This window comes from Streptomyces sp. 4N509B, from assembly GCF_052245655.1.
Taxonomy (GTDB): domain Bacteria; phylum Actinomycetota; class Actinomycetes; order Streptomycetales; family Streptomycetaceae; genus Streptomyces.
On the sequence record NZ_JBQQBZ010000001.1, the window covers coordinates 292,890 to 317,576 of the forward strand.

Here is a 24,687-nt window from a genome sequence, read left to right on the forward strand (position 1 = left end):
GCCATCCGTCGCCTCCTGCTGAGCCCTCGCGGCTCGGTAGGTGTCAGTAGGTGTTGGTGTACTCCTGCACCGTGCCGTCGTCCCACGAGACGACCAGGGTCGAGCCGCTGACCTCCAGCGTCGCCGACATCGCGCTCCACTCGACGTCGCCGTACATGCTGCAGCTGTCGAAGGTGAGCGCGCCGTCGGTGGCGGTGCCGTAGCAGATGTCGCCCTCCAGCTCGGTGTTCTCGATGAACATCACGTCGCCGGAGGTGAAGGTCAGCGTGGAGTCCGTGGACGCCGTGCCGTCACCGGTGAACCAGTACCCCTCCAGGCCGTCGACCGTGGCGCTGCCGCCGCCACCGGTGGCGCCGCCGCTGTCAGTACCGCCGCTGTCGTCAGGGGCGCCGTCGCCGCCGCTGTCACCGCCGATGCCGCCGCCGGTGGTCTCCAGCTCCGGCATCTCCATGTCCTCCATGTCCGGCATCGGAGGAGGCTCCTCACCGCCGCCGCCACCGATCGCACCAGGACCGGCGCCCTCGATGCCGAACGGCGCCTCGTCGTCGCTTCCGCAACCGGTCAGGGCCAGTGCCGCGACTGCCGCTACAGCGGGCAGTGCGAGCCGTATCGTCCCCTTACGCATGACTTCCCCTCGTGCAGAATGAACCCCTCGTCGGGCGCAGATTATCTGCTTAGTGGGCTGGGTAGGGAACTTTGTTACGCCACTGTGCCGTTTCACTCTGAACGGGCACGCATGTAATCACCGCGTGGACAGGCCACCGATTCGTTCGCGCCCGTTCAGTCCCAGACGGTCAGCCCCGACGGTCAGCCCCAGACCACCAGACGCCTCGGCCGCTCCAACACCGCCGCCACGTCGGCCAACACGCGGGAGCCGAGTTCGCCGTCGACGAGCCGGTGGTCGAAGGAGAGCGCGAGCGTCGTGACGTGCCGCGGCACCACCTTCCCCTTGTGGACCCAGGGCTGGAGCCTGATCGCGCCGAACGCGAGGATCGCGGACTCGCCCGGGTTGATGATCGGGGTGCCGGTGTCGATGCCGAAGACGCCGATGTTGGTGATGGTGACGGTGCCGCCCGTCATGTCCGCCGGGGTGGTCTTCCCCTCCCGCGCCGTGGTGACGAGCGAGCCCAGCGAGCGGGCCAGTTCGGTCAGGGACTGGGCGTGGGCGTTCTTGATGTTGGGAACGATCAGCCCGCGCGGGGTGGCGGCGGCGATGCCGAGGTTGACGTAGTCCTTGTAGACGATCTCCTGGTTCTCCTCGTCCCAGACGGCGTTGATGTCGGGGTTGCGGCGGATGGACAGGAGCAGCGCCCTGGCGACGAGGAGCAGCGGCGTGACGCGGACGTCCGCCATGTCCGGGTCGCTCTTCAGGCGCTCCACGAGGCGGACGGTGCGGGTGACGTCGACGGTGACGAACTCCGTGACGTGCGGCGCGGTGAAGGCACTGCCGGACACGGCCTGCGCCGTGGACTTCCGCACGCCCCTGATCGGCACCCGTCGCTCGCCGGTCCCGGCTGTCAGGGCGGGGGCCGGTGCGGCGGCGGGCGCCGGTGCGGCCGCCGGAGCCGGTGCCGGCGTCGGGGAGGGCGCGGGCGCGGCGGCGGCATGGACGTCCTCGCGCGTGATGATCCCGCCCTCGCCCGTCGGCGTCACGGCGGTGAGGTCCACGCCCAGGTCCCTCGCCAGCTTCCGCACGGGCGGCTTCGCCAACGGCCGCCCGGCGGCTCCCTCCCGCACCGCGACGGACGCGGTCGCGGGCGCCGGGGCGGGCGCCGGGGCGGCGACCGCGGCGGGCGCCGCTGCCGGCTCGGCCGCCGGGGCGGCGGCCTTGCGGGGCCGGCGCCTCGCGGTGCCGTTGGCCACGCCGTAGCCAACGAGCACCGGCTGGCGCTCCCCCGACCCGGAGTCCTCGGCGGACTCCCCGGACTTCCCCGACTCCCCCGTCTCCCCGGTCGCCCCCGTCTCGCCGGCCGCCGCGGGCGCCTGCCCCCGCCCCGCCGCCGGCGGGGCGCCCGGCTGCGTGTCGACGGTGATGATCGTGGCGCCCACGTCCACCGTCGCGCCCTCGGGCGCGTGCAGCTCCTCGACCGCGCCGTCGAACGGGATGGGCAGCTCGACCGCCGCCTTGGCGGTCTCGACCTCCACCACCATCTGTCCGTCGGTCACCGTGTCGCCCGGACGCACCAGCCACCTGAGGATCTCGGCCTCCGTCAGCCCCTCGCCCACGTCGGGCATGGTGAACTCGCGATAGCGCTCAGCCACTTTGTCTGTCTCCTCAGCCACTCGCCGTCAGCCGTCAGTACGCCATGGCGCGGTCGACGCCGTCCAGAATCCGGTCCAGGCCGGGCAGGTACTCCTCCTCCAGCCGGGCGGGCGGGTACGGGGCGTGGAAGCCGCCGACGCGCACCACCGGAGCCTCGAGGTGGTAGAAGCAGCGCTCCGTGATCCGGGCCGCGAGCTCGGCGCCGGTGCCGAAGAAGACGGGCGCCTCGTGCGCGACGACGAGCCGCCCGGTCTTCCGCACCGACTCCGCGAGGGTGTCGAAGTCGATCGGGGAGATCGATCGCAGGTCGATCACCTCGATCGACCGGCCCTCCTCCTCGGCGGCGGTGGCCACCTGGAGCGCGGTGCGCACCGTCGGCCCGTACGCGACGAGCGTCAGGTCCGTGCCGGGCCGCACGACGCGGGCCGCGTGGAGCGGCCCCGGGATGGCGGCGCGGTTCACCTCGCCCTTGTCCCAGTACCGGGACTTCGGCTCGAAGAAGATGACGGGGTCGTCGCACTCGATGGCCTGACGCAGCATCCAGTACGCGTCGGAGGAGGTGGCGGGCGTGACGATCTTCAGGCCCGCGACGTGGGCGAAGAGCGCCTCGGGGCACTCGCTGTGGTGCTCGACGGCGCCGATGCCGCCCGCGTAGGGGATGCGGATGACGACGGGCAGCCGCACCATGCCGAGGGCGCGGGCGTGCATCTTCGCGAGCTGGGTGACGATCTGGTCGTAGGCGGGGAAGACGAAGCCGTCGAACTGGATCTCGCAGACCGGGCGGTACCCGCGCAGCGCCAGGCCGATGGCGGTGCCGATGATGCCGGACTCGGCGAGCGGGGTGTCGATCACCCGCTCCTCCCCGAAGTCCTTCTGGAGGCCGTCGGTGACGCGGAAGACGCCGCCGAGCTTGCCGACGTCCTCGCCCATGACGAGGACCTTGGGGTCGTTGTCCAACGCCGCGCGCAGCGCGTGGTTGAGCGCCTTCGCGATCGGGAGCTTCTCGGTCGTCCCGTCCTGGGGCCCGTTCTGGGTCCCGTTCTGGCTCTCGGTGCGGGTCGGGGTGGTCATCTCAGCGAGCTCCCTCGGATTCGGCGTCGGCGAACGAGGCGAGGTACGTGGCGTACTGGGCCCGTTCCTCGTCGACCAGGGCGTGGCCGTCGACGTAGACGTGGTCGAACATCGCCATGGCGTCGGGGTCGGGCATCGTGCGGATGGCCTCCCTCACGCGCCGGGCCATCGCGTCGCTCTCCTCGTCCAGGCTGGCGAAGAACGCCTCGTCCACGGCGTTCTCACGCTCCAGGTGCCGACGCAGGCGCAGGATCGGGTCCTTCGCCTCCCACTCCTTGAGCTCCTCGTGCGGGCGGTACCGGGTGGGGTCGTCGGAGGTGGTGTGGGCGCCCATGCGGTAGGTGAACGCCTCGATCAGCATCGGGCCCTGGCCGGTGCGGACCTGTTCGGCGGCGGCGCGCGTCACGGCCAGGCAGGCGAGCACGTCGTTGCCGTCCACGCGGACGCCGGGGAAGCCGTAGCCGTGGGCGCGCTGGTAGAGGGGGACACGGGTCTGGCGCGTGATGGGCTCGGAGATCGCCCACTGGTTGTTCTGGCAGAAGAAGATGACCGGCGCGTTGTACACGGCGGCGAAGGTGAACGCCTCGGCGACGTCGCCCTCGCTGGAGGCGCCGTCGCCGAAGTACGCCAGCACCACGGACTCGGCGCCGTCCTTCGCCACGCCCATCGCGTACCCGGTGGCGTGGAGGGTCTGGGAGCCGATGACGATGGTGTACAGGTGGAAGTTGTGCTCGTTCGGGTCCCAGCCGCCGTGGTTGACGCCGCGGAACATGCCCAACAGGCTCGTGGGGTCCACGCCCCGACACCAGGCGACGCCGTGTTCGCGGTAGGTGGGGAAGACGTAGTCGCGCTCCTGAAGGGCGCGGCCCGAGCCGATCTGGGCGGCCTCCTGACCGAGGAGGGAGGGCCACAGGCCGAGCTCCCCCTGGCGTTGGAGCGCGGTGGCCTCCGCGTCGAACCGCCGGGTGAGGACCATGTCGCGGTAGAGGCCGCGGAGTTCCTCGTGGGTGAGGTCGATGGTGTAGTCCGGGTGGTCGACCCGCTCGCCCTCGGGGGTGAGCAGCTGCACCATCTCCGGGCGCTCGGTGTCCCCGCGCTTCGCCCGGCCGCCGCCCCTGCGGCTCGTGGTGGTCCTGCGGCCGGTGCCGCCGCTGCCGCCGCTGCCGCCGTCTCGGGTGGTGGCGGCGCTACGGGTGGTGCCTCGACGCGGCGCGCGCGCCTTCGCGTCGTTCGTGGTGCTGTCCACGGTCTCGTGCTCCTCCGTCGGTCCGGCCCCGGGATCCGCCGGGCGGCCAGTGCGGTCCCGTACGGGTCGCGTGGCGCACGGGGGTGGGTGCGCGACGGACGACCCGGACGGGCGATGCGTCCCGTTCGTGTCCCGTTCTACGGCCCCATGAGAGCACGGCATCAGCGAAGTCCACAACCCAAGAAAGCGCCCCTGACCTGCGGGTTTACCTGGAAATCAAAGTATCTGACGTCCAAGTATCCGGGCAGGTGCTCAAGGACTGATGGAACAACGCTGGTCCACGCCTCGTGGGGCACCAGGACACTTGCACCGTAACGCGACCAGGCAGGCACGGGAAGGCTGTGTGAGACTGACGGTGTGCGCGGAGAAGGAAAAATCACCGTTTTTCTCCTCGACGACCACGAGGTGGTGCGACGGGGCGTGCACGAGTTGCTGGCCATGGAGCCGGACATCGAGGTCGTCGGCGAGGCGGGCACCGCCGCCGACGCCACCACGCGCATCCCGGCGGTGCGGCCCGACGTGGCCGTGCTCGACGTGCGGCTGCCCGACGGCAGCGGCGTCGAGGTCTGCCGCGAGGTCCGTTCGCGTGACGAGTCGATCCGCTGCCTCATGCTGACCTCGTACGCGGACGACGAGGCCCTCTTCGACGCGATCATGGCGGGCGCCTCCGGGTACGTGCTGAAGGCGATCCGCGGCTCCGAGCTGCTGGCGGCGGTGCGCGACGTCGCGGCGGGGAAGTCCCTGCTCGACCCGGTCGCCACCCAGCGGGTGCTGGAGCGGCTGCGCGGCGGGGGCGGCGGCGCGGCGGGCGAGGGGGACGACCGGCTGGCGAGCCTCACCGACCAGGAGCGCAGGATCCTGGACCTGATCGGCGACGGGCTGACCAACCGCGCCATCGGCGAGGAGCTGCACCTGGCCGAGAAGACGATCAAGAACTACGTCTCCAGCCTGCTGGCGAAGCTCGGCATGGAGCGCCGCTCCCAGGCCGCGGCCTACGTGGCCCGCCGCCAGGCGGAACGCGACCGCGAACGGCCCTGAGCCGCCGAGCACCGGGCGCCACGGACGGCGGCCCTCAGTCGCAGAACGCGTCCCGCACGGCGTCGGCGTTCCGTGTCCACCACACGACCAGGGCCGACGCGGCGGGGAACTGCGGGTCCGCGCGGTGGTCGCCGCGCTCGTAGTGCCAGCGCAGCATCCAGAAGTCGTTCAGCCGCTCCCACCACACGCGGTGGACCGCCGCCGCCATCTCGGCCGCGTCGGTGCAGGTGCCGTGGCGGTAGGCGCGGGCGTAGGCGCGGGCCTTCGACAGGGCGAGGCCGCCGTCCGGCCGGAGGAAGAAGATCGCCGCGGCCCGCACCACCTCCTCGGCGCGGGGCTGGACGCCGAGGCGGTCCCAGTCGATGATCGCGGCCGGCTCGGCGGCGTCGGCGCGGTAGAGGAGGTTCAGGGGGTGGAAGTCGCCGTGGACCCAGCCGCGGGCGGGTGTCTGGGAACGGTCGGGGCGGCGGTCGGCGTGCTCGCGCAGCAGCGAGCAGCGTTCCAGCAGGCGGTGCTCGGCGAGCTCGTCGAAGCTGGTGCGGCGCGGGCCGCTGCCCCGGACGCGGCGCAGCAGCCGGTCGATGACGGCGTGCGTCTGGGCCGGCTCGGCGGGCGCGGCGGGGGCGGCGCGAGCCGCCCTGGCGGCGGGCGCCGCGGCGGCGGCCGGCCCGCTCGCGGCGGCGGGGGGCGGGGAGGCGGCCGTTCGGGTCAGGGCCACGGGCGCCGCCGCGGGCCTCACGGGCTCTAAGGAGGGCCGTCCGGGCGTCTGCCCCGCCCGCCCCGGCTGCCGCTCCACGAGACCCGTCTGGCCCAGGCCGCCGAGCGGGCCCATCACGTGCTCCAGCCCCCGGTGGACCCGCGCGAGCAGGGCGCCCAGGCGGCGGCAGTCGAGCCGGTTCAGCTCGCCGCCACCCCGGTGGCGGCCCTCGATCCACGGGTGGAGGGCGTAGCGCCGGCCCGCGTGCACCGCGATCGTCCGCCCGTCGCGGTCGGCCAGCGGCGGCGCCACGGGGAGCCCGAGGCCGGCCAGCGCGACGGTGGCCCGGTGCTGCTCGGCCAACGGGGGCACGGACTCGGGCGGGGGCACGGCGTCGGGGTCGTCCGCGAGGTGTTGCTTGAGAAAGAAACGACCCCGGGTGGTGGCCACCTGGTAGCCGCGGTTGAGCAGCCCTTGGGTGATCGGCTGGCAGGCGAGCGGTTCACCAGCCCCGTAGCGGCGGAGCAGAGCGGTCAGGGTCCGCTCGGAGGGCGGCATCAGGCGTCACGGGCAGCGTCAGCGTCGGTGGCCGCGTCGGCGGAGCGGGGGGTTTCGGCCATCACTCTGTCGCGTTCTCGTCGGTCGGCGGGGTGGTGGTCGGCTCCTCGGTCGGCTCCTCGGTGGGATCGCCCGTGGGCTCGGGGTCCGTCGGCTCCTCGGTCGGCTCGTCCGAGGGCTCGGGGTCCTCCGTCTCCGTCGCCGTCTCCTCCGGCTCCGTCTCCTCCTCCGTCGGGCTGGAGGTGGGCTCCGTCGGCTCCGTCTGGGTGGGCTCGGTGGGCTCGGTGGGGACGTACTCGTCCTCGTCGGAGTCGTCGTCCTCGGGGACGTCCTCGGTCGGGTCGGGGTCGTCGTCGTTCCGGCCGCCGCTGTCGCCCTCGGAGTCGTGGCCCGGTGTGGCGTTGTCCGTGGAGTCGACGGTGGTGCCGCCGTCGCGCTCGTTGTCGCCGCCGCCGAGGTTCGCGGCGACGAGCACGCCCGTGGCGATCGCCACGACGGCCAGCAGCGCCACGAGGATCATCCGGCCCCGCCCGCCGCCGCGTGCCGCGCCGCGGTGCCCGCCGCCGCCGTCGCCGCCGGCGTCGGGGTCGCCCAGCAGCATCGGGGCGGCGAACTGGCTGGTGGCGGCCACGCCCGCGCCGGCCGCCCTGCCGCCGGGGCGGGCGCCGGACCGGGTGCCGGCGTGGCCGGGCACGCGGTGGGCGGCGGTGGCCACGTCGTCGGGGCTGCCGCCCGTCGTCGGGCCCGTGCTCCACAGGCCGCCGCTGTGGCCGCCGTGCTCCTCCAGCATGCGCAGCGCGTACTGCACGACGCCGCGCATCTCCTCGGCCGTCTGGAAGCGGTCGTCCGGGTCCTTGGCCAGCGAGCGCATCACGAGGCCGTCGAGCTCGGGCGGCGCGTCCGGGTTGTGCTCGGAGGGCACCCGCGGCATGTCCTGGACGTGCTGGTAGACCACGGACAGGGGCGTCTCGCCGACGAAGGGCGGGCGCAGCGCGAGCAGCTCGTAGAGCATGCAGCCCACGGCGTACAGGTCGGAGCGGGTGTCGACGGTCTTGCCGAGGGCCTGCTCGGGGGAGAGGTACTGCGGGGTGCCCATGACCATGCCGGTGGCGGTCATGGTCTGCGCGACGCCGTGCAGGGCGCGGGCGATGCCGAAGTCCATCACCTTGACCGTGCCGGTCTCGGTGATGATGACGTTGGCCGGCTTGATGTCGCGGTGGACGATGCCCTGCTGGTGGCTGTAGGCGAGGGCCTCCAGGACGCCGGAGACGATGATCAGGGCCTGCTCGGGCGGCGGCGCGTCGGCGTTGACCAGCAGCTCACGGATGGTGCGGCCGTGCACCAGCTCCATCACGATGTACGGCACCATCGTGGTGCTGGCGGCGCCGGCGGGCCGCATGTACTCCTCGCCGGAGTCGTAGACCGCGACGACGGCGTGGTGGTTGAGGCCGGCGACGGACTGGGCCTCGCGGGTGAAGCGGGCCTTGGCGACGGCGTCCCCGGCGAGGTCCGCGCGCAGCAGCTTGATCGCGACGGGCCGGCCGAGCCGCAGGTCCTCGGCGGCGAAGACCTCCGCCATGCCGCCGCGGCCGAGGCGGTGGGTCAGGCGGTACCGTCCCTCACCGACCAGGCCGTTGTCGCCCCACTGCTCGGGCGAGTCGTTCGGGTCGTGGGCCCGGGCGCCCGTCGGGTCCTGTCCGTCGGCCGGCTCCTGGGCGGGGGGCGTCGGGCCGTCGGCCACCCGGGGCTCCTGGTCGCTGTCGCCGGAGTCCGGGGCGCCTTGCTCCTGTGCCATCAGTCCTCGCCGTGCTCGCCGTGCCGCTCATCGAGCGCGTCCGTGCGCGTTCGCCGCCCTCGCCATCAAACCGGTTCCGCGGGCGCGATGACAAGTTGGGACCCGAGCCTCCCCTCCCGTTACGGAACGGACAACGTGCTTGACGTGAAAGGGCGCTCAGGCAGACTTGCAACGCAACCGCACGACCGCCTACGGGTCAGAACATGAGCGGCGCGATAATCCTCATCATCACACCAACCCACATCAGCGATCGGACGCGGGCACCGCGCCGCCCTAGGGGGAACGAGAGCCATGAGTGACCACGCCGCACCGCCGCCCGCGGACTACACGGGCCGTTCCGTGGGAGGCGGCCGCTACCAGCTACAGGACCTGCTGGGTCAGGGCGGCATGGCCTCGGTCAACCTGGCCTGGGACACGGTGCTGGAGCGGCGGGTCGCGATCAAGACGATGCACGCCGAGCTCGGCCGCGAGGGCGCCTTCCGCGAGCGCTTCAAGCGGGAGGCGCAGGCCGTGGCGAAGCTCACGCACACCAACATCGTCTCCGTCTTCGACACCGGCGAGGACCTGATCGACGGCACGCCCGTGCCGTACATCGTGATGGAGTACGTCGAGGGGTATCCGCTCCGTGACGCGCTGGAGGCGGACAAGGCGCAGTTCGGCGCGATGCCGCCAGAGAAGGCGTTGACGATCACCGCCGACGTGCTCGCCGCGCTCGACATCAGCCACGAGATGGGCCTGGTCCACCGCGACATCAAGCCCGGCAACGTGATGATCACCCGGCGTGGCGTCGTCAAGGTGATGGACTTCGGCATCGCCCGCGCCATCCAGCAGTCCGGCGTGACCGCCATGACCCAGACCGGCATGGTCGTGGGCACCCCGCAGTACCTGTCCCCCGAGCAGGCGCTGGGCCGGCAGGTCGACGCCCGCGCCGACCTGTACTCGGTCGGCATCATGCTCTTCGAGCTGCTGACCGGGCGGCTGCCGTTCGACGCGGACTCGCCGCTGGCGATCGCCTACGCCCACGTGCAGGAGGAGCCGCCGCGGCCCTCGTCGCTCAACGCCTCGCTCTCGCCCGCCATCGACGCGCTGGTGGCGCGGATGCTGGCGAAGAACCCCAACGACCGCTTCCCGAGCGCCGAGGTGCTGCGGGCGGAGGTGCTGCGGCTCGCGGGCGCGACCAGCGGCGTGGCGCCGCAGATCGTGCCGGGCGCGCACACCGGAGGCAGCGGCGCGGGCGTGGCGCAGGCGGTCTTCCCCGAGTTCGGCACCCCGGGTCAGCCGGGCGCCCCCGGCGCCCCGACGCCCAACCCCTACGCGCAGACCGCGCCCCAGACGGCGCCGCAGGCCCCCGGCTCCTACGGGTACCCGGGCCCGAGCACCCCGCCGCCCACGCAGCCCCACGGCGCGCAGTCCACGCCGCCGCCTTACAACGTCACGCCGCAGGGCGCGGGCGGCGGCGGGCGGAGCGGCAACACGATGGTGATGATCGCCTCCGTGGCGGCCATGGCCGTCGTCGCGGTCGTCGCCGTCGTCGTGATCCTCAGCAGCGGCGGGGGCGGCGGCGAGGAGGAGGATCCGCAGGGGGGCGGGACCGGCCAGGAGCAGGCCGACGCGGGGACCGGCGGCGAGGAGGACCCCACCGAGGAGCCCACCGGCGAGGACGAGCCGCGGTACAACCCCGGCGACCCGGAGCAGACCATCGAGGCGTCCGCCTGCACCAACGCCGTCGAGTCCTACGACGAGGAGGGCTCGTACAACATGCCCGACTTCTACGGGTTCCACATCGACTCGGTGAAGGACTGCATCCGCGCGGCGGGCTGGACCTACGACGAGGAGATCATCTACGAGGACGAGGTCCTGAAGGGCGACGGCATGGTCATCGACCAGACCCCCGCGGAGTTCGACCCGTACGACCCGGAGGAGGACACGATCACGCTGACCGTCTCCACCGGCAACGAGCCCGCGAACGAGGACTGATCCCGTCGGCCGGCCGACGACGGGGGCGCGCGACGAGGGCGAACGGGGTGGGCGGGGCGGCCCGGGGCCGACCGGTCAGGGCGTGATGGCGAAGGAGGCGAGGATGCGGTCGGCGAGGTCCTGCTCGCCCTCCACCCTGAGCCGGTCGGCGACCTTCTTCGCCGTCGGCCGCACCCGCCCGCAGGCCAGCCGCGCGTAGGTCTCCCAGTCCGTCGTGAAGGTGACGAGCGGGCCGAGCGACGGGCTGCCGTCGACCGTGCCGCGCCCCTCGTCGTCCACGCGCACGGTGCGCAGGAACTCCACGGGCCCGCTCACGTCGAAGACCACCGCCGACCTGCGCGGGGCCTTCGCGTCCTTGGCGACCACCTTCGGCAGGCGCGCCAGCATCACGTCGCGGGCGATGTGCGCGGCGGGGCTGTCGAGGTTCCCCGGCTGGCCGACGGCCCGGCGTATGTCCTGCTCGTGGGTCCAGACGTCGAAGACCCGCAGCCGCAGGAAGTCGAGGACGGACAGCTTGCCGAAGATGGGGTGGGAGACGATGTCCTCCGGCTTGCGGCGCTCGTTGCGCAGCTGGCGGGAGCGCCGGATGATCGTGTACTCCAGCTCGCTCGTCATCTCCGGGCTGGTGTGGTGCCGGCGGACGTCGACCTGCACCTCCATGTACCGCTTGGCCTCGTTCGTGACGTGGAAGAGGTCGCGCGGCAGGGTGTGGATGGGGCGGGGGTCGCCCAGGGCCTCACACTCCACACCGATCACGTGCGAGACGACGTCGCGGACCGACCACCCCGGGCACTCGGTGGGGCGGTTCCACTCACCGTCCACCAGCGAGGAGACGAGCTCGGATATCGCCTCGACGGCCTGCGTCCAGGCGTCGATGGCTGGCTGAAGGCTCGGGTGCACGGTCACGGGACCCCTCGTGGCGTAGTGGTGCTGGCGTCTGCTCGGGTGGGTGTTCACAACTTACGCTGCGCGGAGGCAGCCGGTGAATGGTTTCCCGACTATCTCTCGCTTCTCACGCAGGCAAATCCTATGGGCGGACGCCAGCCCGTTCGAGTCACGGCCACGGCTTCGAGACCGCTTCGAAACGGCCTCCAACTCCCCTGCCGACGGCACCCGTCGGCCTCACCCGACGCGCGTCGGGCCGCCGTCGGACGTCCGACGGACCCCCGTCAGTCCAGGAACGCCGCCAGCGCGTTGGCCAACAGGTGGGGGTCGTCCGCGCCGCACAGCTCGCGCGCCGAGTGCATCGACAGGATCGCGACGCCGACGTCCACGGTGGCGATGCCGTGGCGGGCGGCGGTGATCGGGCCGATGGTGGTGCCGCAGGGCACGGTGTTGTTGGACACGAACGGCTGCCACGGCACGCCCGCGCGCTCGCAGGCGGCCAGGAAGGCGGAGCTGCCGGGGCCCGAGGTGGCGTAGCGCTGGTTGACGTTGGTCTTCAGCAGCGGCCCGCCGCCGGCCATCGGGTGGTGGCCGGGGTCGTGGCGCTCGGGGTAGTTCGGGTGGACGGCGTGCCCGGTGTCGGAGGAGAGGCAGATCGACCCCGCGTACGCGCGGGCCCGGTCCTCGTACGTGCCGCCCCTGGCGTAGACGGAACGCTTCAGCACCGTGCCGAGCAGCGGGCCCTGCGCACCGGTGTCGGACTGGCTGCCGTTCTCCTCGTGGTCGAACGCGGCCAGCACCGGGATGCAGGCGGGCTCCCTGTCGGGAGCGCCGCCCGAGCCCGACCCCGCGCCGGCGCCCGCCACGGCCGCCAGCGCCGCGACGCCCGCGTGGACCGACAGCAGGTTGTCCAGGCGGGGGCCGGCCACCAGCTCGCCGTCGCGCCCGAGGTACGCGGGCGGCTCGACGCTGTGACACATCAGGTCCCAGCCGGTGACGTCGGCGGGCGAGGCGACGCCGGCCTCCTCGGCGAGGAACTCGATCAGCTCCCCCTCGCGCGGCCGGCCGATGCCCCACACCGGCGTCATGTGCTGCTGCCGGTCCAGCGTGAGGCCGTCGTTGACGCCACGGTCGAGGTGGATCGCCAGCTGGGGCACGCGCAGCAACGGCCGGTCCACGGTGACCAGGACGCTGCGGCCGTCCTTCAGCGACAGCCGGCCGGACAGGCCGAGGTCCCGGTCGAGCCAGGTGTTCAGCAGCGTGCCGCCGTAGATCTCGACGGCGATCTGCTTCCAGCCCACGCGGCCGGTGTCCGGCACCGGCTTGACGCGGAGGTTCGGGGAGTCGGTGTGGGCCCCGATGATGCGGAACGGCGTGGCGGGGGTCGCCCCCCGCGGCACGTACCAGGCGACGAGCGCGCCGCCGCGCACGACGAACCGCCCCCCGGCGAGCCCGTCCCACGCCGCGGCCTCCTCGACCTGCCGGAACCCCGCCTTCTCCAGCCGCGCGGCGGCGTTCGCGACGGCGTGGTACGGCGAGGGGGACGCGGCGAGGAAGGACATCAGGTCGTCAGCGTGGGAACGGTCGAAGGGCGGCTCGAAGGGACGCTCTGCGGTGTCGCTCATGCCCCAAGCCTACGTAGGGCGCCCCGGTCAGCACCCGGATGTCCCACGAATGGCTCGGCCCAGCCACGGTCACCCCCAGCGAAGCCTTGGCCAGGTGTGGCAGACCTGCAACACTGCGGGGGTACCGTCCTTCCGTGATCAGCAAGGGACGCCATCAGAAGCAACCCGTGGCGGCGGCGCTGGAGCGAGCCGAGAAGGCCGGCTTCACGGTCACGCCGGACAAGAACGGTCACCGTTGGGGCTGGGTCGTCTGCTGCGCGTGTGGGCAGCGCCTCACCGTCAACGGGACGCCACGCAACGCCGATGCTGAGGCCAAGCGCATCGACAGGTTCACGAACCGTCACGCGCGACAGCACTGAGTGAGAGGTAGAAGGGATCATCATGCCTGAGTGGAGCTTCACCCTCGTGCTCAACCGGAACATGACGATCGAGCAGGCTGACCGCATCGACACCGCGGACGAACCGCTCTTCGCTGACGGCTCGGTCAGTTACACCCTGGGCGGACGCGGACCGAGCACCCTCCAGTGCGACGTTGAGGCCCCGTCACTCCTGGAGGCGGTCGCACGGGTGGCCGTCGCCATCCGTCGCGTCCCGGGCCTGCGCGCCGTCGCCGCCGAGCACGACGACCTGGTCACGCTGGGCGAGGCCGCCCAACGCCTCCGTGGGATCCGCACCCGGCAGTCACTCGTGCAACTCTCCAAGGGGCAGCGCGGCCCTGGCGGTTTCCCGGCTCCGGAGGGCGACACGACGGGGACCGCGTTCTACTCGTGGGCGAAGATCGCGGACTTCCTGCGCGGCCTCGGTGACGACGTCCCCGAGACGGACCGGGACATCGCCCTCGCCGACCGCGTCCTGCGCACCTCCTACGAACTGGACGTGGCCCAGGTCCCGCAGTCGCTACGGCGCGACTTCGGCCTGTGCGCGGCCTGACCGACGCGGGGTCGTGGGTCCGCGGCGGTCCGGACGGGCCACCGGCGGCCAGGCGGGGCAGCGGATGACGGGCTCCCTCGTCGGGATCCGCTCCGGCGACGGGGAGTGGTCTCCCACGCCTCGCGGGCCACGGCTCGTGCGGTGCGCCCACCCGTCTCCGGCTTCTCCGGTGAGCGGGAGCCGAGCACGACGGTCCAGCCGCGCGCCGCGAGCTGGCGGACGAGTTCGCGGCCGACGCCGCGGTTGGCGCCGGTCACCACCGCGGTCCGCGGTTCTGCGGGAGGCATGGCGTCATCGTAGGGCGGCCCGGCGAGCGGCCTCGGGACCGCGCGAGGCCCACGACGCGCGCCCGCCCCGGTCGCCGGGGCGGACGACCGGGGCGGGGGGCCTGGTGGGGCGACGGCCCGACGGCGCGGGGCCGGCGGGGCCGGGGCCGGGTGCGTCAGAACGCGGACTCGTCGAGCTCCATCAGCGACAGGTCCGTGGTGTCCGCGACCTGGCGGGCCACCGCGACGCCGGGCAGCACCGTGGCCGCGAAGTGGCGGGCCGCGGCGATCTTGCCGGCGTAGAACGCCTGGTCCTTCCCGCCGGCCGTGGCGAGCTTCCCGGCCGCCACCGCCGCGCCGCGCAGCAGCAGGTACCCGACGATCACGTCACCGGAGGCGAGCAGGAACGAGGTGGTGTTCAGGCCGACCTTGTACAGGGACTTCACGTCCCGCTCGGTGGCCGCGAGGTGGGTCAGCAGGGTGCCGGCCATGCCCTCCAGCTCGCCCACGGCCCTGCCGAGCGCGTCGCGGGCGCCGGCCAGCTCCTCACCGCCGGGGGCCTCGGCCAGGAACTTCTTGATCTCCTCGGCCAGTCCCGAGAGGGCGACGCCCTGGTTGCGGACGATCTTGCGGAAGAAGAAGTCCTGGCCCTGGATCGCGGTGGTGCCCTCGTAGAGGGTGTCGATCTTGGCGTCGCGGATGTACTGCTCCAGCGGGTACTCCTGGAGGTACCCGGAGCCGCCGAGGGTCTGGAGGGACTCGGCGAGCTGCTGGTAGGACCGCTCGGAGCCGTAGCCCTTGACGACCGGCAGCAGCAGGTCGTTGAGCGCCTCCTCCGCGCTGGCGTCCTCGCCCGCGGCCTGCTTGACCAGGATGGCGTCCTGGACGCTGGCGGCGTAGAGCACGAGGGAGCGCATGCCCTCGGCGTACGCCTTCTGCGTCATCAGCGAGCGCCGCACGTCGGGGTGGTGGGTGATGGTGACGCGCGGGGCGGTCTTGTCGGCGAACTGCGTGAGGTCGGGGCCCTGCACCCGCTCCCTCGCGTACGACAGGGCGTTGAGGTACCCGGTGGAGAGGGTGGCGATGGCCTTGGTGCCGACCATCATCCGGGCCATCTCGATGATCTTGAACATCTGGCGGATGCCGTCGTGCTTCTCGCCCAGCAGCCAGCCCTTGGCGGGGCGGCCGTCGCCGGCGGAGCCGAAGGTCATCTCGCAGGTGTTGGAGATCTTCAGGCCCATCTTGTGCTCGACGTTGGTGGCGTAGACGCCGTTGCGCTCGCCGAGCTCGCCGGTCTCCCAGTCGAAGTCGAACTTCGGGACGACGAAGAGGGACAGGCCCTTGGTGCCGGGGCCGTGGCCCTCGGGGCGGGCGAGGACGAAGTGGATGATGTTCTCGGTCAGGTCGTGCTCACCGGAGGTGATGAAGCGCTTGACGCCCTCGATGTGCCAGTGGCCGCCGTCCTGCGGGATCGCCTTCGTCCGGCCCGCGCCGACGTCGGAGCCGGCGTCGGCCTCGGTGAGGACCATCGTGGAGCCCCACTCGCGGTCGATCATCAGCTGGGCGATCTTCCGCTGCTCGGGCGTGGCCTCGTCCCACAGCACCTGGGCGAAGGAGGGGCCCGAGGCGTACATCCAGATCGCCGGGTTGGCGCCCAGGACGGCCTCGGCCGCGCCCCAGATCAGCGAGCGGGGGGAGGTGGTGCCGCCCAGCTCCTCGTTGAGCCCGAGGCGCCACCACTCGGCGTCCATGTACGCGCGGAAGCTGCGGCGGAAGGCGTCGGGTACGGGGGCGGTGTGGGTGGCGGGGTCGAACACCGGGGGGTTGCGGTCGCTCTCGGCATAGGAGGTCGACAGCTCGCTCTCGGCGAGACGGTGGATCTCGGCGAGCACGCCGCGCGCGGTCTCGACGTCCGTCTCGGCGAACGGGCCCGTGCCGTAGACGGCCTCGCGGCCCAGGACCTCGAACAGGTTGAACTCGATGTCGCGGAGGTTCGACTTGTAGTGCCCCATGGCGACGACTCCGTACTCCGTAGGTGGCGTGTGCGTGTGCGTGGCGTGCTTACCGGTAGGTAACGTCCATGATGCTACCCGGCGGTAATTTCAGGCAAGCGCGATCCGGTCAATGTGACGAAACTTGGGTAACGAAACCCTCCCCCGCGAGGGAGGGTTGGATATTCGTACCAGTCGGGAGACCCTTCGAGCACGTTTGACCCGCCAGCGGCCGAAGGTGACTACGCTTCCCCTCATGTACGGCTACGACCAGTCCGCCTACACCGGCCACGCCGGGCCCACCACCCAGCAGCCCTACGGCGTTCCGCAGCAGCCTCCACCCCCCGGCTACGGCCCGCACCCGGGCCAGCAGGGCTACCCCGAGCCACCGCCCCAGGTCCAGCCGCAGGCCTCGTCGCACCACGCCGCGCAGCCGCAGCCCACGGGCCCCTCCTCGCCTCCCGCGCCGCCGTCGCTCACCGACGCGCTGCGCGCGTACACCTCGGGCGCCACCTCGACCGAGGAGTTCCACGACGTCTTCCTCTCCTCCAAGATCTACTGCCCCCGCGGCGAGAACCCCGGCTTCCTCGCCCTCCACAACACCCAGCAGCCGGTCATCCCCCTGTTCACCTCGCTGAAGGAGCTGCGCAGGTACGCGGGCAAGGACTCGCGGTACTTCACGGTCACCGGTGGTGAGGTGCTGGACCTGCTGCCCTCGGGGTACGGCTTCGCACTCGACATGGAGGGCGAGCACCGCATCGTCCTCGACGCGCGCGCGGTGGAGGAGATGGTGGACTACACGATGCGACGCATGTACGGTTAGCCACGAGAACGTTTATTGTTCAACCAAATACCAGCCGCGCCGCACCGGAGGTGGCCGTCGTGCCCGCCGTCACCGTGGAGAACCCACTCGTCCTTCCCCGAGTCACCGCTCCCGCGGGCGCGCGGACGCGCCGCGTCCTGAGAGTGGCCACCGCGCCCGAGGGCTTCGAGGGCGAGGGCTTCCCCGTCCGCCGCGCCTTCGCCGGCATCGACCACCGCCACCTCGACCCCTTCATCCTCATGGACCAGATGGGCGAGGTCGACTACGAGGCCGGCGAGCCCAAGGGGACCCCCTGGCACCCGCACCGCGGCTTCGAGACCGTCACGTACATCATCGACGGAACGTTCATCCACCGGGACTCCCACGGCGGCGGCGGCACGATCACCAACGGCGACACGCAGTGGATGACGGCCGGCTCCGGCCTGCTGCACATCGAGACGCCGCCCGAGTCGCTCGTGATGTCCGGCGGCCTCTTCCACGGCCTCCAGCTGTGGGTGAACCTCCCCGCCAGCGACAAGATGACCGCCCCCCGGTACCAGGACATCCGCGGCGGCAACGTCCGGCTGCTGACCTCCGAGGACGGCGGCGCGCTGCTGCGCGTCATCGCGGGCGAGCTCGACGGCCACGAGGGCCCCGGCGTCACGTACACGCCGATCACCATGATCCACGCCTCGATCAGCCCCGACGCCGAGGTCACGCTGCCCTGGCGGGCCGACTTCAACGCCCTCGCCTACGGCCTCGCGGGGGAGGGCTTCGCGGGCGCGGAGCAGCGTCCCTTCGGCATGGGGCAGGCGGTCCTCTTCGGCGACGGCGAGTCGGTGACGATCCGGGCCGCCGCCACCCAGGACTCCCGCAGCACGCACTTCGAGGTGGTCCTCCTCGGCGGCCTGCCGATCCGCGAGCCGATCGCGCAGTACGGGCCGTTCGTCATGAACAGCCACGCCGAGCTGGCCCAGGCGTTCGACGACTTCAAGGCCGGCCGCCTCGGGACGATACCCGCCGACGCGAGCTGAGTCCTGACCGTGGGGCCGGCAGGCTCCAGCGACGCCGGGGTCAGGGGCGAAGGACCTGGCCCCGCGCGTCGCCCTCCACGGCCGTCACGTACGCCCGCGCCACCACGGCGGCCGGGGTGCCGTCGGCCCCGTCGGCGCCCATGCCCTCCAGGGTCTCCCTGACCCAGCCGGGGCTCACGAGGTTGACGCGCAGGCCCCTGGGCAGTTCGCTCGCCGCGTTGCGGACGAAGCCCTCCAGGCCGGCGTTGACGAGGGCTCCGAGCGAGCCCCCGGCCAGCGGGGCGGCGAAGGTCCCTCCGGTCAACGTGACGGAGCCGCCGTCCCGCAGGTGGCGCGCGGCGCGGCGCGCCAGCGCCACCTGACCGAGCAGCTTGCCCCGCAGGCCGGCGGCGAACGCGTCGTCCGACACCGACTCCAGGTCCACCAGCGGGCCGCTGGCGGCGCAGCACACCACCGCGTCGAGGTCCCGCACCTCGGCGAAGAGCCCGTCGAGGGAGAGCGGGTCCTCCAGGTCCACCCTCGTCGGCCCGCGACGTGACGCCCCGACCACCTCGTGAGTGCCCCTGAGCGCCTCGACGACCGCGCTGCCCACCGTTCCCGTCGCTCCCACGACCAGTACCTTCATGCGGCGATCATGTCACCGGGCCGGCCGGCTCCTGGTGGCGGCGGTGGCGGTGGCCGGTGTGGAGATGGCCCATCAGGCGCTGGAAGCCGTCCCAGCCCTCCGCGCCCGGCAGCGCGTAGTACAGCCCGGGACCGACGCGGGCCGGCGCGGGGTGGGGGTGCGGCGGGCGGCTCGCGTGGTCGCGGTCCACCTCGTCGACGCCCTCCCCGCCGAGGACGAACGCGAGTGGCGAGGGCGGCTCCTCCAGGTGGGCCGGGACCGTCAGGTCCGCGCGGGCCCGACGGCGTTGGACCAGGAGGGAGACCAGGCCGTGGTGGGCGGCGAGGTCGGCCGCCAGGGCGCGCAGCTCCGCCTCGGGCGGAGGGCGGAGCGGAACGGCGAGGGTCACGTCCTCCTCGACGCCGCCCGTGGTGCGCGCCACGCGCAGCGTCGCGAGGGCGTCGGGGCCGGCGGTGGTCTCGCCGACGGCGAGGAACCAGCTCGGGCGCGGGGCGCGGCGGCGGGCGAGGTCCGTCAGCTCCTCCCGGGACCAGCCGAGGGTCGCCGGCTCGGCCGTGCCCCAGGCGCGCGGGCCGTCCGTGCCCGTGAGGCGGCGCCAGGCCGCCTCCAGCGCGCCGCCGAGCAGCAGCCCGTCCTCGGCGGGGGCGCGCGTGACGAAGCCGAGGAGCAGCTGGTGGCCCGGGCCGTCGCCGGCCGCCGCCTCGGTGGCGGCGCGGCGCGTCGCCTCGACGTAGGCGGGCGAGACGACGCCGGCGTCGGGGGCGGGGGCGGCGTCCGGGGCCGGGCCGGGGGCGGCGGGGGCCGGACGCGGCGGCGCGGGCGCCGCCGCCGCCGCGAAGGCGCCGTCCTGCCACCGCAGCACCGCGCCCGACAGGCCGTCGAAGTACCCACCGGCGCCGTCGCGGACCACCCAGCGGTTCGGCAGGCCCGTGAGGGCCGCCCGCAGCGGCAGCGTCAACCGCGACGCGCGGGGCGTGACCAGCTGGAACGCCCGGCCGCTCTCCCCCGCCGCCCGCAGCGCGTCCGACAGCCACGCCGTCAGCGCCACCACCGGCCGGTCCTGGATGACCGCCGCCGCCCGCGCCGTCAGCACGTCGACCGCCGGCTGCGCCGCCGCCGGCACCGCCGTGGCCGTCACGCCCGCCACGGCGGCTCCGCCCCGGTCCCGCGCCGCCGCCCCGGGCGGCCAGACCGTGCCGCCGAGCAGCGTGACCAGGCGCGTCGCGATCGTGCCCGCCAGCTCCGCGCCGCGTTCGACGGCGGTCGCGGCCCGCACCTCCGTCCACCACACCGGGCCCGGCACGGTCACCCCGAGCAGCCGCCGCGCCTCGCCGGGCGCGTGGACCAGCTGGGGCGCCTCGACGGAGACCAGGGGGCGGCCCGCCGCGTCGTGGAGCTGGACCACCGCGCCACGGCCGCCGTCCGGCACCTCCACCCGGGCCGCGGGGCCGCCCGCCGCGAGGCCCGCGACCAGGGCCCACGCGTCGGGCATCCGCTCGGTCAACGCGATCACGTCCGTGGTCACGCGGCCCCACCCCCGTCCCCCGCGCCGCCGTCGCGGCCGGTGCGGCCCTCGCGATCGCCGCCGTCGCCGTCGTCGCCGTCGTCGTGTGTCACGTCGAGGGCCGTCTGGACCAGGCGCGCCGGCTCACCGCGCCGCACGAACGTGCCGCGCCCCGCCGGCCGCGCCGCCGCGTGGACCCCGGGCAGCAGCTGGCCCTCCGCGCGGTCCCCCGTCATCACCAGCGCCGTCGTGCCGCTCTCCCGCAGCGTCGCCAGGAACGGCTCGTACAGGGCCCGCGCCGCGCCCGCCACGCGCCGCGCCACCACCACGTGCAGCCCGATGTCCTCGGCCGACGGCAGGTACGGCACGAAGGGCTGCAACGGCTGCTGCCCGGCCGTGGTGAGGATGTCGTAGTCGTCGACGAGGACGACGATCCGCGGGCGCGGCACCGGAGCCCGGCCCGCCGCCAGCGCCTCCGGCGACACCGCGTCGTCCGGCATCCGCTTCTCCAGCTGGCCCGCCACGCCCGTGGCGAGCGCCGCCGCCAGGCGGGCGTTGTGCGCGTACCCGCCCCGGTACGGCTCGGGGACGACGCTGTGCAGGCCACGGCGCGGGTCCATGACGGCGAAGACGAGGTCGTCCTCCCCGTACCGCTCGATCAGGCCGCGGGCGACGAGCCGCAGCAGGTTCGTCTTCCCGCACTCGCTGTCGCCGAGGACCAGCAGGTGCTGGTCGCGGCCGAAGAGGTCGAGCAGCACGGGCCGCAGCGCCGTCTGGTCCAGCCCGATCGGCACCCGCTCCGGCTCCGCGGCCGAGCCGGGCAGCCGCCGGGCGGGCAGCCGCGTCGGCAGCACCCGCACGGGCGGCGCCGTCGGCCCCGACCAGGCCGACCGCACCACGCGCACCGCCTGCTCGACCGCGACCGCCAGGTCCGTCGCCTCGGCGCGGCCGTCGACGCGGGGCAGCGCCGTGTGCGCGAACAGCTTCGCCTGCGTCAACGCCCGGCCCGGCTCCTCCGCCCCGATCGTCTGCGACAGCTTCCGGTCGACGCCGCTGTCGGCCGGGTCGCCCAGCCGCAGCTCGACGCGGGTGCCGAACGCGGACTGGTTCGCGATGCGCACGTCGTTCCAGCGCAGCATCGCGGCCACCACGTGGACGCCGTACCCGCCGCCGCGCCGCAGCAGCTCGCTGACGCCGTCGTCGAGCTCCTCGAACTCCTCGCGCAGCGCGCCGAAGCCGTCGACGACCAGCACCACGTCGGCCGGGCCGAGGTCCGCCAGCCGCCCGGCCGCGCGCAGCCGCCGCAGGTGCTCGGGGGAGTCGACGCCGTGCTCGCGGAACGCCTCCTCGCGGGCGGCCAGCATCATGCGGACCTCCTCCACGGTGCGCGCGGCCCGCTCCCGGTCCCCGCGCCCCGCGACCCCGCCGACGTGCGGCAGGCCGGCCAGGGCGGCGAGGCCGCCGCCGGCCAGGTCCAGGCCGTAGACCGCGACCTCGTGCGGGGTGTGGCTGAGGGCCAGCGAGAGCACGAGGGTGCGCAGCAGCGTCGTCTTGCCGCTCTGCGGGCCCCCGACGACGGCGGCGTGGCCGCCGGCCCGCGTCAGGTCGAGCAGCCACTGGCCCTGCCACTGGCGGGCCGGGTCGTCCAGCAGCCCGAGCGGCACGCGCATCGGCCCGTCGGCCGCCAGCCGGGAGAACCGCACCCCGGCGCCGGCCGCCTTGCCGACGCCGGTCGTGAGGGGGCCCGCGACCGCGTCCAGCGGCAGCGCCTCGGGCAGCGGTGGCAGCCACAGGCGCAGCACCGGCTCGGCGGCGCCGGCCAGCTGCTCGACGACGGTCGACAGCAGCGTGGGCCCGACGGTCCGCCGCGCCGGGGCCGGAGCCTGAGCCTGAGCCGGGCCCGGTGTCGCGGCGCCGTCGACGGCCTCGTCGGTGGCGGCGTCGGTGGCGGCGTCGCCCAGCGTGTTGTACGCGGGGTACGGCAGCACCGGCGGCCGTTCGTCCGCCGCCGCGCGCGGCGGCGCCACCCCGAGGTACGGGCCGGAGACGTAGGACGCCTTGAAGCGCTCGTAGAGGCTGGTGTCGACCTTCAGGTACCCGAAGCCGGGGATCGGCGGCAGGTGGAACGCGTCGGCGGTGTCCAGCACCGTGCGCGACTCGTCGGCGGAGAAGGTGCGCAGGCCCAGCCGGTAGGAGAGGTACGTGTCCAGCCCCTTCAACCTGCCGCCCTCGATGCGCTGGCTGGACAGCAGCAGGTGCACCCCGATCGACCGCCCGATGCGCCCGATCGACAGGAACAGCTCGATGAACTCGGGCTTCGCGGTCAGCAGCTCCCCGAACTCGTCGATGACGACGAACAGGTGCGGCAGCGCGGCCAGCTCGGGCCGCCGCGCCCGCGCCTCCGCGTACGTCGCGATGTCGGGGACGTTCCCCGCGTCCCGCAGCACCCGTTGGCGGCGCCGGATCTCGCCCGCGAGGCTCGCGTGGACGCGCTCGACGAGGCCCGCGCGGTTCTCCAGGTTCGTGATGACGCCCGCGACGTGCGGCAGCGGCTCGAACGGCGCGAAGGTGGCGCCGCCCTTGTAGTCCACGAGCACCAGCGCCAGGTCCTCGGGCGGGTGCGTGGCGACGAGGGCGAGCACCAGGGTCCGCAGCAGCTCGCTCTTGCCCGAGCCGGTCGCGCCGACGCACAGACCGTGCGGCCCCATGCCGAGCTCCGCCGGCTCCTTCAGGTCCAGCAGCACCGGCTCGTGGTCGTCGCCGAGGCCGATCGGCACCCGCAGGAACGACTGGTCGCCGCGGCGTGGTGCCCAGAGCCTCGGCAGCGCCTCGGCCAGCGCGCCGGGGTCCTCGACGCCGAGCTGCTCGGCGAGGTCCACCGGGCCCGACAGGGGCGTGCCGGCCGCGGCCACCTCGGGCGTCAGCCGCAGCGGCGCCAGCATCCGCGCCAGTCCCTCCGCGCCGGCGGCCGTGACCTCGGCCAGACGGCCCCGCACCACCACGGGGCCGTCCGGGTCCCGCAGATCCTCCACGGTGACGGTCAGGCCCCTCCCGCCACGGCCCTCGCCGGCACCGTCGCGCGTGCCGTCCCCGGGGCCGTCGGGTGTGCCCTCCCCGAGGCCGCCGCATGCGCCGTCCCCGGGGCCGTCACCGTGGTCGTCCTCCTCCGCCTCGACGGTGACGCGGATCGCGACCCTGTCCGGCTCGTGGACCCGCTCGGCGAGCAGGTGCAGCACGGTGACGCCCATGTCGGCCAGCGGCACCGTCTCGTCGGGCCGGGGCAGCACCGTGGCCACCGCGCCGTGCCCGTCGCTGATCACCAGCAGCCGGCGCACCAGCCGTAACGCCTCCCGGCTCGCCAGCCCGCGCCGCAGCTCGGCCGCGTACCCGGCGCGTTCGCGCAGCTCCCCCGCGAGGCCACGGCCGAGCTGCCGCGTCGAGGGCGCGACGCGGCGCGCGTTGACCGGCCCGTCCCACGCCTGCGGGTCGAGGACGTGCGGCAGCCACTTCAGCCACTCCCAGTCGGCCGCCAGCCGCTCCTCGTCGGCGGCGAGCGCGAGGGCGAGGTCGTCCGGCGCGTGGGCGACCGCCGCCTGGACGGCGAGCGTCCGCGCGACCCGCAGCACCGCGGACCGCTCGCCGACGATGCTGACGTCCCCCGCCCGGTCCAGCGGCACGGTCAGCGGCATCTCGGGGGCGGTGGTGAAGCGCTCCACGAGCCCGGCGGCCTCGTTGAGCATGAACGGGTCGGGCGGCGTCAGCACCGTGGAGCCGCTGGCGCGCGTCAGGCTCAGGCGGCGCACCGGGACCTCGCCGGTGGCGAGCCGCACCCGCAGGAAGTCCTCGTCCTCGCGGCGCCGCTCCCAGCGGCGGGCGGGGTCGCGGACGACGTCGTAGAGCGCCTCGGGCAACGGGTCGAGGCGGCGGGCGGCGGCGCGGCGCGCGCGGTCCTCGGCGGCGAGCTCCTCGCGCAGCTCCTCCAGGTACTCCAGATACCGCTCGCGCTGCGCCCGCCGGGTGCGTTGGGCGCGGCCACGCTGCGAGAGGAAGAACACGGCGCCGCCCACCACGGCGATCACCAGGACGATCGCCCCGAGCGCCGCGAACTGGCTGCTGCGGACGACGGTCATCATCACGACCGAGCCCATCACGCCCATCATGGGGAGGAGGGAGGTGGCGGCCGAGCCGGCCCTGCCCTCCGGGAGGTTCGGCGGCGGCTCGACGTGCCGCTCCGCCGGGGCGGGCAGCGGGCGCGTGGCCCGCGCCGGCCGGTGCACCTGACGCGTACTCATCGGGGCCTCCTCATCGGGGCCTCCCCCTGCCCGCCGCCCGGCCGCATGCCGACAGCGCCCTCACCGTGGCCTCAACTCCCCTCGTCCC

19 protein-coding genes are annotated in these 24,687 nt (G+C 74.0%); 6 read left to right on the plus strand and 13 right to left on the minus strand.

Annotated elements, in window-relative coordinates:
• Positions 1-43 precede the first annotated feature (43 nt).
• The 4 genes from ACTWP5_RS01275 to pdhA form a co-directional block, all read right to left on the minus strand.
• Entirely contained in the window at positions 44-469 is a 426-nt protein-coding gene (locus ACTWP5_RS01275) for a hypothetical protein (RefSeq protein WP_443218750.1), read from the minus strand.
• Positions 470-807: 338 nt separating this feature from the next.
• The gene (locus ACTWP5_RS01280) at positions 808-2,235 is read right to left on the minus strand and encodes a dihydrolipoamide acetyltransferase family protein (RefSeq protein WP_443218924.1); all 1,428 of its coding nucleotides are present in this window, start codon (positions 2,233-2,235) and stop codon (positions 808-810) included.
• A 61-nt stretch (positions 2,236-2,296) separates the two neighbouring features.
• Positions 2,297-3,334, minus strand: a complete 1,038-nt coding sequence (locus ACTWP5_RS01285) for an alpha-ketoacid dehydrogenase subunit beta (RefSeq protein WP_443218751.1) — start codon at positions 3,332-3,334, stop codon at positions 2,297-2,299.
• A gap of 1 nt (position 3,335) precedes the next feature.
• Positions 3,336-4,580, minus strand: a complete 1,245-nt coding sequence (pdhA, locus tag ACTWP5_RS01290) for a pyruvate dehydrogenase (acetyl-transferring) E1 component subunit alpha (protein WP_443218752.1) — start codon at positions 4,578-4,580, stop codon at positions 3,336-3,338.
• Between the two features lie 357 nt (positions 4,581-4,937).
• Between pdhA and ACTWP5_RS01295 the strand changes: the two genes are divergently transcribed.
• Complete coding sequence (locus ACTWP5_RS01295; protein WP_443218753.1) at positions 4,938-5,618, plus strand: response regulator; 681 nt, start codon at positions 4,938-4,940, stop codon at positions 5,616-5,618.
• 34 nt (positions 5,619-5,652) lie between these two features.
• On the opposite strand, the gene ACTWP5_RS01300 is transcribed toward ACTWP5_RS01295, so the two are convergent.
• Both ACTWP5_RS01300 and ACTWP5_RS01305 read right to left on the minus strand, forming a co-directional pair.
• Entirely contained in the window at positions 5,653-6,873 is a 1,221-nt protein-coding gene (locus tag ACTWP5_RS01300; protein ID WP_443218754.1) for a phosphotransferase, read from the minus strand.
• Positions 6,874-6,934: 61 nt separating this feature from the next.
• Positions 6,935-8,668, minus strand: a complete 1,734-nt coding sequence (locus tag ACTWP5_RS01305; RefSeq protein ID WP_443218755.1) for a protein kinase domain-containing protein — start codon at positions 8,666-8,668, stop codon at positions 6,935-6,937.
• A gap of 291 nt (positions 8,669-8,959) precedes the next feature.
• On the opposite strand from ACTWP5_RS01305, the gene ACTWP5_RS01310 reads away from it, so the two are divergent.
• The gene (locus tag ACTWP5_RS01310) at positions 8,960-10,645 is read left to right on the plus strand and encodes a protein kinase domain-containing protein (protein WP_443218756.1); all 1,686 of its coding nucleotides are present in this window, start codon (positions 8,960-8,962) and stop codon (positions 10,643-10,645) included.
• 75 nt (positions 10,646-10,720) lie between these two features.
• Here ACTWP5_RS01310 and ACTWP5_RS01315 read toward each other — a convergent pair whose 3' ends face one another.
• Together ACTWP5_RS01315 and ACTWP5_RS01320 are read right to left on the minus strand one after the other, a co-directional pair.
• On the minus strand, positions 10,721-11,551 hold the full coding sequence (locus tag ACTWP5_RS01315; RefSeq protein ID WP_443218757.1) for a maleylpyruvate isomerase family mycothiol-dependent enzyme: 831 nt from the start codon (positions 11,549-11,551) through the stop codon (positions 10,721-10,723).
• 263 nt (positions 11,552-11,814) lie between these two features.
• Positions 11,815-13,155: a M18 family aminopeptidase gene (locus ACTWP5_RS01320; protein ID WP_443218758.1), complete on the minus strand. Its 1,341-nt coding sequence runs from the start codon at positions 13,153-13,155 to the stop codon at positions 11,815-11,817.
• A gap of 134 nt (positions 13,156-13,289) precedes the next feature.
• On the opposite strand from ACTWP5_RS01320, the gene ACTWP5_RS01325 reads away from it, so the two are divergent.
• On the plus strand, positions 13,290-13,514 hold the full coding sequence (locus tag ACTWP5_RS01325) for a hypothetical protein (protein ID WP_443218759.1): 225 nt from the start codon (positions 13,290-13,292) through the stop codon (positions 13,512-13,514).
• 22 nt (positions 13,515-13,536) lie between these two features.
• Positions 13,537-14,085, plus strand: coding sequence for a hypothetical protein (locus ACTWP5_RS01330; RefSeq protein ID WP_443218760.1), 549 nt, complete (start codon positions 13,537-13,539; stop codon positions 14,083-14,085).
• Here the strand turns inward: ACTWP5_RS01330 and ACTWP5_RS01335 are convergent.
• Together ACTWP5_RS01335 and ACTWP5_RS01340 are read right to left on the minus strand one after the other, a co-directional pair.
• Positions 14,019-14,372 carry an SDR family NAD(P)-dependent oxidoreductase gene (locus ACTWP5_RS01335; protein ID WP_443218761.1) on the minus strand — a complete coding sequence of 118 codons (354 nt, stop codon included), beginning with the start codon at positions 14,370-14,372 and terminating at the stop codon, positions 14,019-14,021. The two genes, ACTWP5_RS01330 and ACTWP5_RS01335, sit on opposite strands and share 67 nt — an antisense overlap.
• Before the next feature lie 155 nt (positions 14,373-14,527).
• Positions 14,528-16,363: an acyl-CoA dehydrogenase gene (locus ACTWP5_RS01340; RefSeq protein WP_443218762.1), complete on the minus strand. Its 1,836-nt coding sequence runs from the start codon at positions 16,361-16,363 to the stop codon at positions 14,528-14,530.
• A gap of 235 nt (positions 16,364-16,598) precedes the next feature.
• Between ACTWP5_RS01340 and ACTWP5_RS01345 the strand changes: the two genes are divergently transcribed.
• Both ACTWP5_RS01345 and ACTWP5_RS01350 read left to right on the plus strand, forming a co-directional pair.
• On the plus strand, positions 16,599-17,165 hold the full coding sequence (locus tag ACTWP5_RS01345) for an SseB family protein (RefSeq protein ID WP_443218763.1): 567 nt from the start codon (positions 16,599-16,601) through the stop codon (positions 17,163-17,165).
• A gap of 59 nt (positions 17,166-17,224) precedes the next feature.
• A complete protein-coding gene (locus tag ACTWP5_RS01350; RefSeq protein ID WP_443218764.1) occupies positions 17,225-18,178 on the plus strand; it encodes a pirin family protein in 954 nt (317 codons plus the stop codon).
• Between the two features lie 40 nt (positions 18,179-18,218).
• Here ACTWP5_RS01350 and ACTWP5_RS01355 read toward each other — a convergent pair whose 3' ends face one another.
• The 3 genes from ACTWP5_RS01355 to eccCb are packed head-to-tail and all read right to left on the minus strand — an operon-like array spanning position 18,219 to position 24,599.
• Positions 18,219-18,803, minus strand: a complete 585-nt coding sequence (locus ACTWP5_RS01355; protein WP_443218765.1) for a short chain dehydrogenase — start codon at positions 18,801-18,803, stop codon at positions 18,219-18,221.
• A gap of 7 nt (positions 18,804-18,810) precedes the next feature.
• Positions 18,811-20,328, minus strand: a complete 1,518-nt coding sequence (locus tag ACTWP5_RS01360) for a DUF6177 family protein (protein ID WP_443218766.1) — start codon at positions 20,326-20,328, stop codon at positions 18,811-18,813.
• The gene (eccCb, locus tag ACTWP5_RS01365) at positions 20,325-24,599 is read right to left on the minus strand and encodes a type VII secretion protein EccCb (RefSeq protein WP_443218767.1); all 4,275 of its coding nucleotides are present in this window, start codon (positions 24,597-24,599) and stop codon (positions 20,325-20,327) included. The genes ACTWP5_RS01360 and eccCb overlap by 4 nt, the downstream gene beginning before the upstream one ends.
• Positions 24,600-24,687 lie beyond the last annotated feature (88 nt).

What these genes read in the sequence shown, in the direction of transcription:
- ACTWP5_RS01330 (WP_443218760.1), top strand. Translation starts at nt 13,537, where the DNA reads ATGCCTGAGTGGAGCTTCACCCTCGTGCTCAACCGGAACATGACGATC.
- ACTWP5_RS01355 (WP_443218765.1), bottom strand. Translation starts at nt 18,803, where the DNA reads ATGAAGGTACTGGTCGTGGGAGCGACGGGAACGGTGGGCAGCGCGGTC.
- eccCb (WP_443218767.1), bottom strand. Translation starts at nt 24,599, where the DNA reads ATGAGTACGCGTCAGGTGCACCGGCCGGCGCGGGCCACGCGCCCGCTG.
- ACTWP5_RS01280 (WP_443218924.1), bottom strand. Translation starts at nt 2,235, where the DNA reads ATGCCCGACGTGGGCGAGGGGCTGACGGAGGCCGAGATCCTCAGGTGG.
- ACTWP5_RS01310 (WP_443218756.1), top strand. Translation starts at nt 8,960, where the DNA reads ATGAGTGACCACGCCGCACCGCCGCCCGCGGACTACACGGGCCGTTCC.
- ACTWP5_RS01285 (WP_443218751.1), bottom strand. Translation starts at nt 3,334, where the DNA reads ATGACCACCCCGACCCGCACCGAGAGCCAGAACGGGACCCAGAACGGG.
- ACTWP5_RS01340 (WP_443218762.1), bottom strand. Translation starts at nt 16,363, where the DNA reads ATGGGGCACTACAAGTCGAACCTCCGCGACATCGAGTTCAACCTGTTC.
- ACTWP5_RS01335 (WP_443218761.1), bottom strand. Translation starts at nt 14,372, where the DNA reads ATGCCTCCCGCAGAACCGCGGACCGCGGTGGTGACCGGCGCCAACCGC.
- ACTWP5_RS01345 (WP_443218763.1), top strand. Translation starts at nt 16,599, where the DNA reads ATGTACGGCTACGACCAGTCCGCCTACACCGGCCACGCCGGGCCCACC.
- ACTWP5_RS01275 (WP_443218750.1), bottom strand. Translation starts at nt 469, where the DNA reads ATGCCGGACATGGAGGACATGGAGATGCCGGAGCTGGAGACCACCGGC.
- ACTWP5_RS01305 (WP_443218755.1), bottom strand. Translation starts at nt 8,668, where the DNA reads ATGGCACAGGAGCAAGGCGCCCCGGACTCCGGCGACAGCGACCAGGAG.
- ACTWP5_RS01300 (WP_443218754.1), bottom strand. Translation starts at nt 6,873, where the DNA reads ATGCCGCCCTCCGAGCGGACCCTGACCGCTCTGCTCCGCCGCTACGGG.
- ACTWP5_RS01320 (WP_443218758.1), bottom strand. Translation starts at nt 13,155, where the DNA reads ATGAGCGACACCGCAGAGCGTCCCTTCGAGCCGCCCTTCGACCGTTCC.